We start from the raw sequence: 16,369 nt of genomic DNA, 5'->3' as shown, positions 1-16,369 counted from the left end.
CCAGGGCGAAGTAGGCGATCGTGGCTACGAGGACGGCCGACCAGTTCAGGTCGCCGAGCACGGTCAAGCTCATGAGGGGTCTCCCGCGGTGATCAGGGTGACTTGGCATCGCGAGGGGACAGTTGGCTGTTACCGGTGGTTCGGGTTTCGGCATTACGGCGACGAATGGACCGCGCGGGCGCCGACTCGGTGCCTGACGCGGAAGGGCCCGCCCGGAACGTGTCCGGACGGGCCCTTCGCATCGATCAGCTGTCAGCTGCGGACCATCTTGCGCAGCACGTACTGCATGATGCCTCCGTTGCGGTAGTAGTCGGCCTCACCGGGCGTGTCGATGCGGACGACCGCGTCGAACTCGACCTTCGCACCGTCGGCCTTCGTGGCGGTCACGTGCACCGTCGACGGCGTGGTGCCGTTGTTCAGCTCCGTGAGGCCGGTGAAGTCGAACGTCTCGGTGCCGTCCAGGCCCAGCGACGCGGCGTTCTCGCCGGCCGGGAACTGCAGCGGCACGACGCCCATGCCGATCAGGTTCGAGCGGTGGATGCGCTCGTAGGACTCGGCGATGACGGCGCGGACGCCGAGCAGCGAGGTGCCCTTGGCCGCCCAGTCGCGCGACGAGCCCGAGCCGTACTCCTTGCCCGCCAGCACGACCAGCGGGACGCCGGCCTCCGCGTACGCGACCGACGCGTCGTAGATCGTCGTCTGCGGGGCGTCGTCGGCCAGGAAGTTGCGGGTGAAGCCGCCCTGGACGTCGTCGAGCAGCAGGTTGCGCAGGCGGATGTTCGCGAACGTGCCGCGGATCATCACCTCGTGGTTGCCGCGGCGGGAGCCGTAGGAGTTGAAGTCCTTGCGCTCGACGCCGTGCTCGGTCAGGTACTTGCCCGCGGGCGAGTCGGCCTTGATCGAACCGGCGGGGGAGATGTGGTCCGTGGTGACCGAGTCGCCCAGCAGCGCGAGGACGCGAGCGCCCGCGATGTCGGTGACCGGCTTCGGCTCCATCTCCATGCCCTCGAAGTACGGGGGCTTGCGCACGTAGGTGGACTCGCTGTCCCACTCGAACGTGTTGCCGGTCGGCGTGGGCAGCGACTGCCAGCGCTCGTCACCGGAGAACACGTTCGTGTAGCCCTTGGTGAAGCCCTCCGCGGAGATCGAGGTCGAGATGACCTCGGCGATCTCGGCCGGCGACGGCCAGATCTCGGAGAGGTACACCGGCTTGCCCTCGGTGTCCGTGCCGAGCGGCTCGGTGGTGATGTCCTTGTCCATCGAACCGGCCAGCGCGTACGCCACGACGAGCGGCGGCGACGCGAGGTAGTTCATCTTGATGTCCGGGTTGATTCGGCCCTCGAAGTTGCGGTTGCCGGACAGCACCGAGACGACCGCGAGGTCGCCTTCCTGCACGCCCGCCGAGATCTCGTCCTGCAGCGGGCCCGAGTTGCCGATGCACGTGGTGCAGCCGTAGCCGACCAGGTGGAAGCCGAGCTTCTCCAGGTACGGCATGAGGCCGGCGCGCTCGTAGTAGTCCATGACGACCTTCGAACCCGGCGCCAGGGTCGTCTTGACCCACGGCTTGCGCTCGAGACCGCGCTCGACGGCCTTCTTCGCGAGCAGCGCCGCGCCGAGCATCACGGACGGGTTCGAGGTGTTGGTGCACGACGTGATCGCCGCGATCGCGACGGCGCCGTGGTCCAGCTCGAACTCGTTGCCGTCGTCGGTGACCTTGACCGGCTTGGAGATCCGGCCCTCGGCGCCCTCGGCCGCGGTCTGCACGCGCGGCGCGCTCTTGCCGTTCTCGCCCTCGTGCACGGCGATCGGGTCGGAGGCGGGGAACGTCTCGTCGATGGCCTCGTCCACGTCGGACTTCTCGTCCTCGACGTGCGCGACGTAGTCCTTCAGCGCGGCGCGGAACGCGCCCTTCGCGCCGGTCAGCTCGATGCGGTCCTGCGGGCGCTTCGGGCCGGCGATCGACGGGACGACCGTGGCGAGGTCCAGCTCCAGCGTCTCGGAGTAGACGGCCTCGCGCGACGGGTCGTGCCAGAGGCCCTGCTCCTTGGCGTAGGCCTCGACGAGCGCGATCTGCTCCTCGGACCGGCCGGTCAGGCGCAGGTAGTCGATGGTCTCGCCGTCGATCGGGAAGATGCCGACCGTGGAGCCGAACTCCGGCGACATGTTGCCGATGGTGGCGCGGTTCGCGAGCGGCACGGCGCCGACGCCCTCGCCGTAGAACTCGACGAACTTGCCGACGACGCCCTGCTTGCGCAGCATCTCGGTGATCGTGAGCACGAGGTCGGTGGCGGTGGCGCCCGCCGGCAGCTCGCCGGAGAGCTTGAAGCCCACGACGCGCGGGATCAGCATGGAGACCGGCTGGCCGAGCATCGCGGCCTCGGCCTCGATGCCGCCGACGCCCCAGCCCAGCACGCCGATGCCGTTGACCATCGTGGTGTGCGAGTCGGTGCCCACCAGCGTGTCCGGGTACGCCTGGCCGTTGCGGACCATGACGACGCGGGCCAGGTGCTCGATGTTGACCTGGTGGACGATGCCGGTGCCGGGCGGGACGACCTTGAACTCGTCGAACGCCGTCTGGCCCCAGCGCAGGAACTGGTAGCGCTCGCGGTTGCGCTCGTACTCCAGGTCGACGTTCAGCTCGAACGCGTCCGGGCGGCCGAAGACGTCGGCGATGACCGAGTGGTCGATCACGAGCTCCGCCGGCGCGAGCGGGTTGACCTTCTCGGCGTCGCCGCCGAGCTGGGTGACGGCCTCGCGCATGGTGGCGAGGTCGACGACGCACGGCACACCGGTGAAGTCCTGCATCACGACGCGGGCAGGCGTGAACTGGATCTCGGTGTCGGGCTCGGCGGTGGGGTCCCAGCCGGCGAGAGCGCGCACGTGGTCGGCGGTGATGTTCGCGCCGTCCTCGGTCCGCAGCAGGTTCTCCAGCAGGATCTTCAGGCTGAACGGAAGACGCTCGGCGCCCTCCACGGCGCTCAGCCGGAACACCTCGTACGAGGCGTCGCCGACGTTGAGCGTGCCGCGGGCGCCGAAGCTGTCCTTGCTAGCTGGTGCAGTCACGTGCAACTCCATCTGGTGACAGCGCAGTGGTCAGTTCGGGGTATGGGGAGAGTCTTCCTCAACCGGTCGACCACTGCCCCTCGACCCCAAACAGTACGCTTGTCCTGTAATCGCGTTCAACCCAGGTTGCCCTAAGTCACGTGATCACCCCGATGGCGCCGTGGGGGCGGCCCGGCGGGCCGGAGGAGTTGCCGGGCCACCCCGCGGGAGGGCGGCGTGGCTACGCGCCGCCGTGGTCCCTGACGACCCGGCGGGCCGAGGCGAAGAGCATGCCGATGTTGACCGACCTCGGGCACACGACGACGGCGACCACGTCCTCGTCGCGGTTGCTGCGCAGGAACAGGTGCGTGAGGTTGGTGCTGTTGACCAGCACCTCCTGGAAGTAGTGCTCGGTGCTCGAGATGCCGCGCCGCTCCTTGAAGATGTCCTCGATCATCGTCACCGTGCGGCCCTGGAACAGGTCGAGCGTCGCGCCGGCGAGCAGGTCGAGCACCTCGGACGGGTGGCTGTCGGTCGTCTCGAACGACAGCAGCATTCCCGTCGCCATGTCGACGACGCCCGTGGCGAGGCAGCCCGGCACCTCCTGCCGCAGGTGCCGGACCAGTGCGGCCATCTGGTCGGACATGGGTATGTCGCTCAGCTTGTGCATCGTCATTTCACACTTCTTCTCAGGCGGCGGTCAGAATGGAGTTGATGCGTTCGATCGCGGGTTGCGTCTCCTGGTGCAGACGCGTCACGTTGAGTCCTTCGTCGCCCAGCACGACCATCAACGCCAAAGCGCCGACGGCGTACACGGCCATGCAGCCGCCGCTGTTGTAGACGATGGATTGGCGGAATGCGCCCTGGCCGGCGACCTCGCTGGTTCTCCGCGCGATTCCGAGATCGGCCGCGGCCAGTGCGGAGATGACCTCCGTGTCGATCCTCTCGGACGTGTCGGCGAGAATCAGCATTCCGTCGTTGGCGGCGAGCAGCGTATCCGTGATGCCGGTGACGCGGTCGCGCAAACCGTGCAGCTCGGCGGCCAGCACGTCGTGGTTCACGGTTTCTCCCTCTCTGGTGGCTCGGGCGGCGGTGGGGGCCTCAGCGACCGGGGCAGCGGCACGTCGTCGGCGGAGGCCGGCCGGCGCCGGGGCTGCAGCGGGATGACGGGCCGCGACGCCGGGACGACGACCGAGAGGCCGGGCACGACCGCCAGCAGGCCGTCGGCCACCATCCGGCTCGCCTCGACGGTCACCGGGTAGACGCTGCGGCCGGACGCGAACGCGATGTCCCGCGGTGTGCGCCTGCCGGTGGCGTGCGCGAGGATCTCGGCGCGCAGGGGGCTGAGAACCCGCAGCTGAGCGCCCCGGGAGGGCGCGAGCCGGTCGCGATGGGGGCAGAGCGGGCGGTCCATCGCGAGCAGCGAAGTGATCCGGCGCGACGTCTCCCGCAGGAGGTGGAGCGGGTCGACCGGGGCGCTCATCGGGACGGCGACGTCGTGCGTGCGCGGGGTGAACACGCAGTCCTCGACCTCGCCCGCCACGATCGTGAACGCGGCGTCGTGCGTGGCCATCATCGCGACCACGTGCAGCTCGGTCTCGCCGATGCCGCGGCGCGTTCCGGTGGTGAGCGCGGCGGTCCACTCCGATTCGCTGATCCGTCCCGTGCGCAACAACAACGCGTCCGGGCCGGGTGCGCCGGCGCTTTCCACGCCGATTATCCCACCATTGCGGAGGTGGATTTCCCCGCCGGGATTCCCGGGTATGTGGAAAGTGCCGGTGGCGTTCGCCGCGTCGCGTCCGGTCAGCACTCCGGCGAGCATGTCGAAGGAGAATTGCGTACCGCTTTTCAGGGGTGTCACCCGCATTTCGTCCGACTGGGCTGGAGGCACCTCATCCTTCTTGTCCGGGTGACGGTTTGTCGCCACCTTTCACTCGATCGTGTGAAGTAAGTCGTGACTACATTGATCAGTGATGGATTTGGCGTGACGGAGAGTTTATTTGGTAACTACGAAAAGTGTTCTTGATGCTGTGGGGCCGGTGGATTCGCACATTCCACGACGGGTTGGGACGCACGCGGTCGGCCAAAGCTGGCGGAAGCGGCGCCGTGGGTGGCTATCTTGGCGTGGTGCTCCTCGACCAGGTTTCGAAGCGCTACGGACGTGGACCGTGGGTGCTGCGCGACCTCACCCTCGAAGTCTCCGGCCTGACCGTGCTCACCGGCGCGAACGGTACCGGCAAGTCCACGCTGCTCAAGATCGCCGCCGGTGTCCTGAAGCCGACGTCGGGACGGGTCGCGCGGCCCGCGTCCGTCGGCTACGTGCCGGAACGGTTCCCGTCGGACGTGAAGATGTCCGCTTCGGCGTATCTGGCGCACATGGGCCGGATCCGCGGCGCCGGGGGGACGGACGTGCTGGAACGGCTGGGGTTCGCCGGTTCGATGACGGCGCCGATGTCGGAGCTGTCCAAGGGCAACGCGCAGAAGGTCGCTCTGGCGCAGGCGTTCCTGGCGTCGGACCTGCTGGTGCTCGACGAGCCGTGGACCGGTCTCGACCCGGCCGCCGCCGCCGAGCTGGTGACGTTGCTGGAGGGACGGACGGCGCTGGTGTCCGACCACGAGGGACACCTCGCCTCGGCGACGCGCGTGGACCTCGCCGGCGGGCACGTGACGATCGAGCTCAGCCAGGTCGTGGGGCTGGACGCGCTGGAGGCGCTGGAAGGCGTGCGGTCGGTGTTGTCGCGCGGCACCTCGGCACGGGTGGTGGTGGCGCCGGACCGGAGCGACCACGTGCTGGCCGAGGCGTTGCGGCTCGGGTGTTCGGTGCGGAGCGTGCGGTGATCGTCCTGATGCGGTACCTCGCTGCCGACGTGTTCCGCGGGCAGCGCTGTCTGGCGCCCCTGCTGGTGTTCCTCGGCGTGCTGGGGATGCTGTTCTCCTCCGACGCCGGGCAGCCGGTGGAGGCCTACTCGGGTTCGGCGGCGTTGCTGTACCCGATCGCGGCCTGGACGGCCGTGGTGGTGGCGACGTCCGAGGACGCCGTCCGGCGCGAGATCACCGTGGTGTCGTCGGGCGGCTGGTCCCGCGTGCTGACCGCCGCGGCGCTGGTCGCGGTGTCCCTGTCGCTCGTCATGGCGCTGGTCGCCGCGGTGTGGCCGGTCGTGACGAACCCGCACCCGTACACCGCGGGCGAGTTTTTTGTCGGACTCGGCGCGCATACTGTCTGTGCGCTGCTTGGTTCTGGTGTGGGACTGATGTTCGCGAGGCCGGTGTTCGACTCGATCGGGCGGACGGTGCTCGCCGTGTTCTCCGTCGTGGTGCTGACGTACCCGCTCGGGCGGGCGACCCCGCTCGGCTGGGTGCTGGACGCGCTGGGGCACAACACGGTGTCGTTGTCCGTGCTGTGGGCCGGGGTGTTCGGGGTCGCGCTGGTGTCGGCCGCCGTCGCCGTGGGTGTGCGGCGGGTCTGATGCGCGTCGACGTTCTCGGGCCTCTTCAGGTCGTGGTCGACGGCGCTCCCGTCGAGGTGCGCGGGAAACGGCTGCGGTGGTTGCTGATCCGCCTGGCGATGGAACCGGGCCGGGTGGTCGCCGCCGACCGGCTGGTCGCCGACCTGTGGCCGGACGAGCCGCCGGTGGACGGTGTCGCCGCGTTGCAGTCACTGGTGTCGCGCCTGCGGCGCACGGTGGGTGCGTCGTCGGTGTCGTCGCACGCGTCGGGTTACCGGCTGGAGGCGTCGACCGACGTCGAGGAGTTCGCGCGCACCCGTGACGCGTCGCTGTGGCGCGGGGCGGCGTTCGAGGAGGCGCCGTTCGCCGTCGACGAGGCCGTGCGGCTGGCGTTGCTGCGCGACGACCTGGCGGGTCTGGAGGCCTTGGCCGCCGCACACCCGTTGCGGGAGGACGTGCAGGCCCGGCTGATGCTGGCGCTGCACGCCGCCGGTCGGCGTTCGGACGCGCTGGCGTTGTTCGAACGCGTGCGGACGGCGCTGGCCGACTCGCTGGGCGTGGATCCCGGCGAGGCGCTGGCGGCTGCCCACCTCGCGGTGCTGCGCGAGCGCGGGCCGCGGGGCAACCTGCCGGCACCCGTCGGCTCGTTCGTCGGCCGCGACGCGGACCTGGTGGCACTGGCGTCGTTGTTGCGCGACAACCGGTTGGTGACGCTGACCGGCTTCGGCGGCGTGGGCAAGACCAGGCTGGCGCTGACGCACGCGGCGTCGGTCCCGCAGGCGTGGTTCGTCGAGCTCGACTCGTCGGCGGACCCGTTGGCCGCCCTGGACGCGGCGCTGGGCCCGAACCCGTTGGCCACACCGGTGTTCTCGCGCCTCGGCTCGTCGCTGGTGGTGCTGGACAACTGCGAACACGTCGTCGACGCGGCCGCCGCTCTGTGCGTCCGGCTGCTCGCCGAGGCGCCGGACGCGCGCGTGCTGGCGACCTCACGCGAGCCGTTGGGCATCCCGGGCGAGGTCGTGCACCCCGTCGCGCCATTGGAGCTGGACCACGCCGTGCGGCTGTTCGCGACCCGAGTGGGCTCGGCCTACGACACCGGTGTCGCACGGCGGGTTTGTGCTGCCCTGGACGGGATCCCGCTCGCCGTCGAACTGGCGGCGGCACGGGCCCGGTCGCTGTCGGCGGCGCAGCTGGAGTCGCGTGTGGACAGCCGGCTGCGCCTGCTGGACAGGGGAGCGCGCACCGGGCCCGCGCGGCACCGCACGCTGCGGGCGGTGGTCGACTGGAGCTGGGAGCTGCTGGACGACGCCGAACGCCTGCTGCTGGCACGGCTGGCGGTGTTCGTGGGCGGGGCGACCGCGCCGGCGGTGCACGAGGTGTGCGGCACGGGGGCCGAGCCGGACGGCTCGGCGGGACGCGGCGGAGTGCTCGGCGGCGAGGACGGTGGCGGTCGAGTGCTGTCCGGCGGTGTGGGGCAGCACGGCTCGGGTGAAGCGGGCGGTGTCCGCGGCCGGGAGATGTCCGGCGACGCGCACCGCCCCGGCGACCTCCCCGCGATGCCGCTCACCGCACAGCCTGCGGCCGAGGACGGGAGCCTCGCAGCCCTGCCCCCTGCCCCAGAAGCAGGCTCGCGCAGGGGTACCCCCGAACCGGGAACCCCTGCATCTCACCGTACTCAGTACCCCCGACAAGATCAGGACCTCTGGGACACCGAGGACCTGCTCGCCGCGCTCGTCGAGAAGTCCCTCGTGGTGCGGTCGGGCGAGCGCTACCGCCTCCTGGAGACCGTGCGCGAGTACGCCCAGGAGCAGGGCGCGACCGACCCCGCCAAGCACGCCGCCTACTACGTGGCCCTGGCCGAGCGGAACGAGCCGTTGCTGCGCGGGCCGCGGCAGCTCGAGGCGCTGAGGGTGTTCGACGTCGAACGCGCCAACCTCGACGCCGCCCAGGCGTGGGCGGTCGAGCACGACCACGCGGTCGCGCGGCGGATGATGGCCGCGCGGACCTGGCACTGGCTGGTGATGACCAAGCGGTTCGAGGAGATCCGCAGGTGGGCGCTGCTCACGCCCGGCGATCCGCTGTCGGAGGTGATGAACTCGATCGGCACGCCCGCCGTGTTCGCCGCCTCGGAACGGCTGTGGCAGGAGGACCTGCCGACGGCGTTGTGCGCGTTGATGCTGACCAGCGGGCAGGTGTGGGGGGAGACCGCGCTCGGGGAGCGGCTCGTAGTGCTCGCGGGGCGGCTGGAGGGGTCGCCCGACGCGTGGATGCGGGCGTTCGCTGCGCTCGTGCGGGGGCTCGTGGCCGGTGAGTTCAGCGAGGGGGCGGCGCCGCGGGCGGAGGCCGGGTACCGGGAGGCGCTGGAGGGGTTCCGGGCCGTCGGTGACCGGTGGGCGGTGGTGTTCGGGCTGTCGTGCCTGGTCATGGTGCTGATCAACCGCGGCGCGTTCGCGGAGGCGTTCCAGGCGGTGTCCGAGGCCCGGCGGGTGGCGGCGGAGCTGGGGGAGCCGGAGACCGTGCTGGTGCCGATGTCGGTGCTCATGCAGGCGGCGCGCATCAAGATCCGGATCGGCGACTTCGCCGGGGCCCGCGAGGACCTGGAGCTGGTGCCGGCGGCGCAGCACGAGCTGGATCGCGCGCGGTTCGCGCAGGTCCACGGCGAGATGGCGTACTTCAGCGGTGACTTCGAGCAGGCCGTGGCGCTGTACCGGCAGGCGCTCGACGGGACGCGGGGCTCGCCCGCGCACCAGTTCCGGGCCACCGTCCACGCCGGACTCGGGCTCGCGCTGACCCGTCTCGGGAACCTGGCCGAGGCGGGTCAGCACCACGGGAAGGCGCTGGAGACCGTGCGCGCGAGCGCCGACGGGCCGGCCAGGGCGCTGGTGCTGGAGTGGTACGCGGACTGGGTGTTCGCCCAGGGCGACCCCCGCGGCGCGGGGGAGGTCCTGGACGAGGCGGAACGGCTACGCGGCGGCCCCAGCAGCGACCCGGCGGTGGTGCAGCTGCGTGACCGGGTGCGCGCCGAAGTAGGCGTCGATCGCTGACCGGCCGATCGCGGCGACGTAGCCGTCCGGGCGCACCAGCACCGGGCCGTCGGCGAGGTCCAGGGTCACGAAGTCGGGTCCGCGCAACAGGTCGAAGATCCGGCCCTCGGCGGTCATCCCGTCGGGCATGCGGTCACCGGGCTGCAGGCCCTCGCCGTCGGCCGTCCGGTACGACAACGACAGCTGCAACGTCTCGTCGCCGCGCTTCTCGAACGGGTGGCCCGACGACATGATCCTGGTCGTCATGCCCAGCAGCCACTCGGCGACGGGCTTGCGCTCGGCCTCGTAGGTGTCGAGCAGCGTCTCCATCCCGAGCTTCCAGCCGAGGTTGTAGGCGTCCTGGATGCCGGTGTTCATGCCCTGCGCCCCGGCGGGCGAGTGCACGTGCGCCGCGTCGCCCGCGAGGAACACCCGGCCGACGCGGAACCGGTCGACCATGCGGACGTTCATGCGGTACAACGACATCCACGTCGCGTCGTGCACGACCACGTCGTCCAGGCCCGTGCGGTCGCGGACGATCTCCCGGTACAGCTCCAGCGACGGCTCGCCGTCGCCGGCCGCCTGGAACTGGAAGAGGTCCTCCGTGCCGGGCAACGGGCACAGCGCGAGCCAGGTCTCCCTGCTGGCGCCCCATTGGTGCCAGTGGTCGCGGTCGAGACCGGAGAGGCGGAGATCGCCGACGAGCATCCGCTGGTCCTCGTGCGTCTCGCCGACGAACGACACGCCGAGCTCCTTGCGCACGAACGACTTCCCGCCATCGCACCCGACGAGGTACTTGGCGCGCACGGTCTCACCGCCGACCACGGCGGTCACACCGGAGTCGTCCTGCGTGAACGACGTCAGCGGCATCCCGTACTCGACGGGCTGGGGGAGTGCGTCGCGCAGGATCTGCTCGACGCGGAACTGCGGGATGAGCATCGTGCGCGCGTAAGGGCGGTCGGCGGTGGGGTGGCGGCCCTCGTGCACGTCCCACTCTCGCACCACCTCGCGGCCTTTGTAGGCGCGCATGACCATGTCGAGCCGGCCGGACGCCAGCACCTCGTCGATGACGCCCAGGTCGTGGAGGACCTCCATGCTGCGCGGCTGCAGACCCTTGCCGCGCGACCCGGCGAACGGCGCGGGCGAGGCGTCGACGATCCGGAACGGGACGCCGCGGCGGTGCAGGTCGAGGGCGAGGGTGAGGCCGGTCGGGCCGGCGCCGATGATCAGAACCTGAATGTCCATGGGCCAAGACTCGGCCCGGGAACTGCCAGGGCCCTGTCATCGCGCTGTTGCGGATGACAGGGCCCTGGTCGAACTGCGAGGACTTACTTCTTGATCAGCGCGATCAGCGCGTCGACGTCCTTGGGCTCGAAGCCGCGGAACAGCGTCAGCGCCAGCTCGTAGTACGAGCGGATCGGGCTCACGTACCACTTGCCGTCGACCTCGGTGGCGACGACGCCGACACCGGTCTTCATGACGGACCCGGCGACGCGGCCGATGATCTCGGCGGCCTCCGCGGGCATGTTCTTGCCGCCCTGCTGCTTGACGAGCTGCGTGATCTCGTCGGCGCACAGCTTCTGCGTGCCCTGGCCGGGCACCTCGGCGGCGTAGCAGTCGCCGTCGCGGGTGATCGTGACGGTCTCGCCCTCGGCGGTGACCGACAGCTTCTTCACCGTGACCTGCTTGCCGCCGGCGACGTCCTTGACGTCGGTCTCCAGCGCGTTCAGCTTGGCGCCGGTCTTGTCCATGCGACCGGCCTGCTCCAGCAGCAGCGGGCCGAGGTCCTGCAGCACACCGGCCTCGTCCGGCGGCAGCAGCGTGATGACCTTCTTCAGGTCACCGTCCAGCGCGGCGTTGACCAGGTTCTTCGCGGCGTCCTCCGGCGAGCTCGCGCCCTCGGGCGCGAAACCGGACTGCGGCCACTTGAGCTTCTCCTCCTCCAGGACCGCGTTGGCGATCGTGTAGAAGGCGCTCGGGTACCACTTGTCGCCGACCTTGATCGACGCGATGCCGATCGGGGTGCCGCGCTTCTGCACCTCGGCGGTGATGTCGACGGTCTCGGACTTCGACGACGTGAGGTTGATGTCGTCGCCCAGCGCGTCGACGAGCTTGTCGGTCAGCGGGATCTTCGACGCGTCCGACGTGATCGTGATCTTGCCCTCGACCAGCTTGTTGATGGTGAGGTGGTCGTTGATCTTCTCGGCCTTGGCCTCGTCGAACTTGATGTTCTCGCTCTTGAACTCGACGCCCGTGAGCTTGTTCGGGTCGGCCTCGGGCTTGAGGATCTCGAGGCGCTTCATCTCCTTCGTCATCGACTCCATGTAGTCCTTCGACAGCGCCGCCTCCGCGGGCGCCAGCGAGGCCATGATGCCGACGACGTCACCGCTGCCGAGCTGCTCGATCAGGTTCTTCGCCGCGACCTCCGGCGTGTCCTGGCCCGCGTTCGCCGCCGGGTCGGACTTCAGCACCGCGAAGTACGTGACGCCGCCGCCGATCAGCAGCAGCACCGCGACGACGGCCGTGACGACCAGGCCGGTGCGCTTCTTCTTCGGCGGCTCGCCGCCCATCGGCGCGTAGCCGTACGGCTGCTGCTCGAAGCCCTGCTGGGGAAAGCCCTGCTGCGGGAACCCCTGCTGGGGGAAGCCCTGCGGCCCGGTCTGCGGGAAGCCCTGCTGGGGCTGCTGCGGGAACCCCTGGGGCCCGGTCTGCGGGTAGCCGCCCTGCTGCGGGTAGCCACCTGGCTGCTGCTGGTAGCCGCCCTGCTGGGGCTGCTGGGGCTGCTGCCCGTACGGGTTGTTCTGCGGCTGCCACTGGCCGCCGCCACCACCTGGGTAGCTCACGGGTTCCCTCCTGGAGTTCTCACTGCGCTGCGCCTGGACGAGGTGAGCACCGTGATCGCCCCCGCGATCGTCAGTACGGCACCGGCAAGGGTGGTGACCGGTCCAGCGGTGCTGATTCCGACCAATGAACCCTTGTTATCCCCTTGGACTGTGGCTAGTAGGGCCACGGTTCCACTGATGGTGCCAAAGAGGAGGCCCACGCACGCGGCAAACCGACTAAATCGGAACACGAAGAGGGCGGCGGCGATCATGGCGAGGGGCGTCAGACCCACCCAGACCGCCGTCACGACCGTGCCCGCCACCCCGTCCAGCCCGGCGAAACCACGGAGCGAGAGCACCTCGTAACTGTCCCTCGTGGTCGATCCGGATTTCAGCCAGGGCAGGAAAGTCCCGGCGATCGACGTGACCAAGCCCACTGCCGCGATGGCGGCTCCCACTGCGCTGCGCACGCGACTAGTGTGAACCGATGGTCTCCCAGGCGTGCGCGGCGGCACGGGCGCTGGTCGCTTCGGCGCACCGGATCACGGTGCTGACCGGCGCGGGAGTCTCCACCGACTCGGGCATCCCCGACTTCCGCGGGCCCGACGGGCTGTGGACCCGCGACGCCGACGCCGGCCGCGGCGCCTCTGTGGACGCCTACCTCGCCGACCCCGAGGTGCGCAGGCTCGCGTGGCGCACGCGCCTGGGCAGTCCGGTGTGGACCGCGAAGCCCAATCCCGCGCACAAGGCGCTGGTGGAGCTGGAACGGTCGGGGCGGCTGCGCACCGTCGTCACGCAGAACATCGACGGCCTGCACCAGAAAGCGGGTTCCGACCCGCACCGCGTGCTGGAGCTGCACGGCACCCTGCACGCGACCGTGTGCCTGCACTGCGGTGCGACGGGCCCGATGCGCGACGCCTTGAAGCGCGTCGCGGACGGCGATCCGGAGCCGGAATGCCTGCGCTGCGGCGGAATCCTCAAGTCCGCCACGATCTCGTTCGGGCAGGAGCTCGACGGGGAGGTGCTGCGCCGCGCCCGCCTCGCCGTGCTCGACTGCGACGTGCTCCTCGTGGCCGGCACGTCGCTCTCCGTGCAACCCGCCGCGGGTCTCGTGCCGCTGGCGGCCAAGGCGGGCGCCCAGGTCATCATCTGCAACGCCGAACCGACGCCGTACGACTCCGTGGCGGCCGTGGTGCTGCACGAACCGGTCGGCGAGGTGCTGCCCGACCTCAGCTCCGTTCCTCCATCCGGGGGAGGCCGGTTCTCGTCCTGGGGAGATCCGAGCACCTGGTCGTAGTGTCGTGACATGCGCGTACCGCTGATCACCACGGACTTCCTGGACCGGGCGTCGATCGCGTTCCCGGCGACGACGGCGACCGTCGACGAGCCCGACCAGCCGGCCGGGCCGGTCGAGACGACGACGTACGCGCAGATGGCCGGCCGTGTGCGCGCATGGCAGGCAGGGCTCGACGCCCTGGGCATCGGCGAGGGCGAGCGCGTCGCCGTCGTCAGCCACAACTCGGCGCGGATGCTGGAGCTGCTGCACGCCGTGCCCGGCAGCGGGCGGATCTGCGTGCCGGTGAACTTCCGCCTGCGTCCCGACGAGGTGAAGTACATCGTCGAGCACAGCGGCGCGTCGGCGTTGTTCCTCGACCCGGAGCTGTCACTGGACGACGTCACCGCGAAGCACCGCTTCACGTTGGGCGAGGAGTCGGAGTCGCTGCTGCGGTTCGATGTGGAGCCACGGCCGTGGAGCGCGCCGTCGGAGGACGCCACCGCGACCATCAACTACACCTCGGGCACCACCGCGCGGCCCAAGGGCGTGCAGCTGACGCACCGCAACATCTGGCTGAACGCGGTCACGTTCGCCATGCACACCCGTGCGTGGGAAGGCGACGTGTACATGCACGTGCTGCCGATGTTCCACTGCAACGGCTGGGGCATGCCGTTCGGGCTGACGGGCCTGGGCGTGCCGCAGGTGGTGCTGCGCAAGGTCGACGGCGCCGAGATCCTGCGCCGTGTGCGCGACCACGGCGTCACGCTCATGTGCGGTGCGCCGGCCGTGTGGAACGCCGTGCTGGACGCCGCCCAGACGTGGGACGGCGAGATCCCCGGCCGTGACACCGTGCGGATCGTGTGTGCCGGTGCGCCACCGCCCTCGCGCACGATCCAGCGCGTGACCGAGGAGCTCGGCTGGGAGTTCCTGCAGATCTACGGCCTGACCGAGACGGCGCCGCTGCTCACGTTCAACCGCGCCCAGCCGGGCCCGTCCGGCGAGGAGAAGGCCCGCCTCCAGTCACGGGCGGGCGCGCCGGCGTTGGGCGCGAAGCTGCGGATCTCCGACACCGGCGAGGTCCTCGCGCGGTCCAACGTGGTCATGGAGGGCTACTGGGAGAACCCGGAGGCCACCGCCGACGCCATCGAGGACGGCTGGTTCCGCACCGGCGACGGCGGCCACTTCGACGACCAGGGCTACCTGACGATCTCCGACCGCAAGAAGGACGTGATCATCACCGGCGGCGAGAACGTTTCGTCGATCGAGGTCGAGGACTGCCTGTTCTCGCACCCGGCCGTCGCCGAGGTCGCGGTGATCGGCGTGCCCGACGAGAAGTGGGGCGAGACGATCAAGGCGCTGGTGGTGCGCTCCGGCGACGTCACCGAGGCAGAGCTGATCAAGCACTGCAAGGAGCGGCTCGCCGGCTACAAGGCGCCGACGTCGGTCGAGTTCCGCGACGCGATCCCGCGCACCGCGACCGGCAAGATCCAGAAGTTCAAGCTCCGCGAGCCGTACTGGACCGGCCGGGAACGGGGCGTCAACTAGCGCCGACGGTGGTGCGCAGGGCTCGGACCGAGTGCTGGAGGAGCTCGCGCAAGGTCCGGGTCTCGCCCGGTCGCGTCCACGCCCGCAACGCCGTCTGCTGCGCGAGCATCGCGGCGGCGGCGGTGATGAACGCGCTCTCGGGATCGCACCCCCGTGAGTTCAGCGCGTCCGCGATGGCCTCGGTGAGAGCCGCGTTCTTGCCGAGCTCGCGCTCCAGCAGCTCCGGGTTGGCCGCGATGACGGAGTAACGGCGCTTCGCCGCGTCGCGGCGGATCTCGAGCATCTCGTCGGCGACGACCCCCATCGCGCGCACGGCGGTGTCGAGCGCCGGAAGGTCGGCGTCGCCGGCGGAGATCTCGGCGACGAGCGCCCGTTCCAGGTCGGGGCCCATCCTGAACAACACCTCGCGCTTGTCGGCGAAGTGGTTGAAGAACGTCCGCTGGGTGAGCCCGGCCCGGTCGGCGATCTCGGCGATCGTCGTGCGCTCGAACCCCTGCTCGCCGAAGAGCTCCAGCGCGGCGGTCTCGAGGCGCTCGGCTGCGTCCGGTTTCCATCGCGGCATGGCGTGAGCCTAGCGATTGCACGATGTGCAGTCACTGGTGCTACGGTGATTGCACAAGCTGAAATCACCTAGGAGGCTTCGTCATGGTCACCGTCTCGATCGTGCGTCCCGGCGAGGGCGAGCTCATCACCAACGGCCCGTCGCGGATCCGGATCCTCGAGGACGGCAGCAACACCGCCCACCGGCTGGGGATCGGCGAGGTCGTCGTCCCGCCGCACACCCCCGGCCCGCCGCAGCACCGCCACGCGCAGCACGACGAGGGCTTCTACGTGCTCTCGGGCAGCCTGCGGTTCACGATCGGCGAGGACAGCCACGACGTCGGCGCCGGTACGTGGGTCACGGTGCCGCCGGGGGCGCCGCACACGTTCGCCAACGTGGGCGACGTTCCGGCGGTCATGCTGAACACGTTCACGCCGGACCTCTACGTGCAGTACTTCCGCGACCTCAAGGCGATGGTCGAGTCCGGGCAGCCGATGACCCGCGAGACGATGGCGCCGATCTGGGAGAACTACGCCACCGAACCGTCCACCGAGTTCGCGCACTAGGGGGCGGACCAACGCTGGTCCATACCGGCGACACGCGGACCTCCGATCGTCCCAAAAGGACCACCGTCCGTGTTCCACTGTGACACGAGTGGTTGACGGTGCGTGAGT

The 16,369-nt window shown here is 70.4% G+C and carries 14 protein-coding genes; 6 read left to right on the top strand and 8 right to left on the bottom strand.

The genetic code is table 11. From position 1 onward, the window contains the following. Positions 1-252 precede the first annotated feature (252 nt). The 4 genes from VF330_RS20440 to VF330_RS20425 form a co-directional block, all read right to left on the bottom strand. The gene (locus tag VF330_RS20440; RefSeq protein WP_330853230.1) at positions 253-3,063 is read right to left on the bottom strand and encodes an aconitate hydratase; all 2,811 of its coding nucleotides are present in this window, start codon (positions 3,061-3,063) and stop codon (positions 253-255) included. 220 nt (positions 3,064-3,283) lie between these two features. After that, positions 3,284-3,718 carry a hypothetical protein gene (locus VF330_RS20435; protein ID WP_330853229.1) on the bottom strand — a complete coding sequence of 145 codons (435 nt, stop codon included), beginning with the start codon at positions 3,716-3,718 and terminating at the stop codon, positions 3,284-3,286. A 13-nt stretch (positions 3,719-3,731) separates the two neighbouring features. Next, positions 3,732-4,103, bottom strand: coding sequence for a roadblock/LC7 domain-containing protein (locus tag VF330_RS20430; protein ID WP_330853228.1), 372 nt, complete (start codon positions 4,101-4,103; stop codon positions 3,732-3,734). Further along, positions 4,100-4,753 carry a hypothetical protein gene (locus VF330_RS20425; RefSeq protein ID WP_330853227.1) on the bottom strand — a complete coding sequence of 218 codons (654 nt, stop codon included), beginning with the start codon at positions 4,751-4,753 and terminating at the stop codon, positions 4,100-4,102. The genes VF330_RS20430 and VF330_RS20425 overlap by 4 nt, the downstream gene beginning before the upstream one ends. Before the next feature lie 416 nt (positions 4,754-5,169). Here VF330_RS20425 and VF330_RS20420 point away from each other — a divergent pair, with 416 nt between their 5' ends. The 3 genes from VF330_RS20420 to VF330_RS20410 are packed head-to-tail and all read left to right on the top strand — an operon-like array spanning position 5,170 to position 9,532. Further along, positions 5,170-5,880 (top strand): ABC transporter ATP-binding protein, encoded by a 711-nt coding sequence (locus VF330_RS20420; protein ID WP_330853226.1) that lies wholly within the window; start codon positions 5,170-5,172, stop codon positions 5,878-5,880. Beyond that, positions 5,877-6,509 (top strand): hypothetical protein, encoded by a 633-nt coding sequence (locus tag VF330_RS20415; RefSeq protein ID WP_330853225.1) that lies wholly within the window; start codon positions 5,877-5,879, stop codon positions 6,507-6,509. The genes VF330_RS20420 and VF330_RS20415 overlap by 4 nt, the downstream gene beginning before the upstream one ends. Next, positions 6,509-9,532 carry a BTAD domain-containing putative transcriptional regulator gene (locus VF330_RS20410; protein WP_330853224.1) on the top strand — a complete coding sequence of 1,008 codons (3,024 nt, stop codon included), beginning with the start codon at positions 6,509-6,511 and terminating at the stop codon, positions 9,530-9,532. The genes VF330_RS20415 and VF330_RS20410 overlap by 1 nt, the downstream gene beginning before the upstream one ends. Here VF330_RS20410 and VF330_RS20405 read toward each other — a convergent pair. The 3 genes from VF330_RS20405 to VF330_RS20395 form a co-directional block, all read right to left on the bottom strand. Beyond that, positions 9,452-10,756 (bottom strand): FAD-dependent monooxygenase, encoded by a 1,305-nt coding sequence (locus tag VF330_RS20405; RefSeq protein ID WP_330853223.1) that lies wholly within the window; start codon positions 10,754-10,756, stop codon positions 9,452-9,454. The two genes, VF330_RS20410 and VF330_RS20405, sit on opposite strands and share 81 nt — an antisense overlap. A gap of 83 nt (positions 10,757-10,839) precedes the next feature. Next, a complete protein-coding gene (locus VF330_RS20400; RefSeq protein ID WP_330853222.1) occupies positions 10,840-12,354 on the bottom strand; it encodes a flagellar basal body protein FliL in 1,515 nt (504 codons plus the stop codon). Continuing rightward, the gene (locus VF330_RS20395; RefSeq protein ID WP_330853221.1) at positions 12,351-12,803 is read right to left on the bottom strand and encodes a hypothetical protein; all 453 of its coding nucleotides are present in this window, start codon (positions 12,801-12,803) and stop codon (positions 12,351-12,353) included. Before VF330_RS20395 ends, VF330_RS20400 begins: the two co-directional genes overlap by 4 nt. A 17-nt stretch (positions 12,804-12,820) precedes the next feature. Here VF330_RS20395 and VF330_RS20390 point away from each other — a divergent pair, with 17 nt between their 5' ends. Beyond that, the gene (locus tag VF330_RS20390; protein ID WP_330853220.1) at positions 12,821-13,630 is read left to right on the top strand and encodes a Sir2 family NAD-dependent protein deacetylase; all 810 of its coding nucleotides are present in this window, start codon (positions 12,821-12,823) and stop codon (positions 13,628-13,630) included. Positions 13,631-13,639: 9 nt separating this feature from the next. Beyond that, positions 13,640-15,154: a class I adenylate-forming enzyme family protein gene (locus VF330_RS20385; protein WP_330853219.1), complete on the top strand. Its 1,515-nt coding sequence runs from the start codon at positions 13,640-13,642 to the stop codon at positions 15,152-15,154. Here the strand turns inward: VF330_RS20385 and VF330_RS20380 are convergent. After that, a complete protein-coding gene (locus VF330_RS20380; RefSeq protein WP_330853218.1) occupies positions 15,147-15,716 on the bottom strand; it encodes a helix-turn-helix domain-containing protein in 570 nt (189 codons plus the stop codon). The two genes, VF330_RS20385 and VF330_RS20380, sit on opposite strands and share 8 nt — an antisense overlap. Before the next feature lie 83 nt (positions 15,717-15,799). Between VF330_RS20380 and VF330_RS20375 the strand changes: the two genes are divergently transcribed. Continuing rightward, a complete protein-coding gene (locus VF330_RS20375) occupies positions 15,800-16,261 on the top strand; it encodes a cupin domain-containing protein (protein ID WP_330853217.1) in 462 nt (153 codons plus the stop codon). The last annotated feature ends 108 nt before the right edge of the window (positions 16,262-16,369 follow it).

It is taken from the genome of Lentzea sp., from assembly GCF_036380075.1.
GTDB lineage: Bacteria > Actinomycetota > Actinomycetes > Mycobacteriales > Pseudonocardiaceae > Lentzea.
This window is presented reverse-complemented; position numbering and strand designations above follow the sequence as displayed.

Coding starts and splice junctions, on each gene's coding strand:
- VF330_RS20435 (WP_330853229.1), bottom strand. CDS start 3,718: ATGACGATGCACAAGCTGAGCGACATACCCATGTCCGACCAGATGGCC.
- VF330_RS20410 (WP_330853224.1), top strand. CDS start 6,509: ATGCGCGTCGACGTTCTCGGGCCTCTTCAGGTCGTGGTCGACGGCGCT.
- VF330_RS20405 (WP_330853223.1), bottom strand. CDS start 10,756: ATGGACATTCAGGTTCTGATCATCGGCGCCGGCCCGACCGGCCTCACC.
- VF330_RS20390 (WP_330853220.1), top strand. CDS start 12,821: ATGGTCTCCCAGGCGTGCGCGGCGGCACGGGCGCTGGTCGCTTCGGCG.
- VF330_RS20385 (WP_330853219.1), top strand. CDS start 13,640: ATGCGCGTACCGCTGATCACCACGGACTTCCTGGACCGGGCGTCGATC.
- VF330_RS20380 (WP_330853218.1), bottom strand. CDS start 15,716: ATGCCGCGATGGAAACCGGACGCAGCCGAGCGCCTCGAGACCGCCGCG.
- VF330_RS20375 (WP_330853217.1), top strand. CDS start 15,800: ATGGTCACCGTCTCGATCGTGCGTCCCGGCGAGGGCGAGCTCATCACC.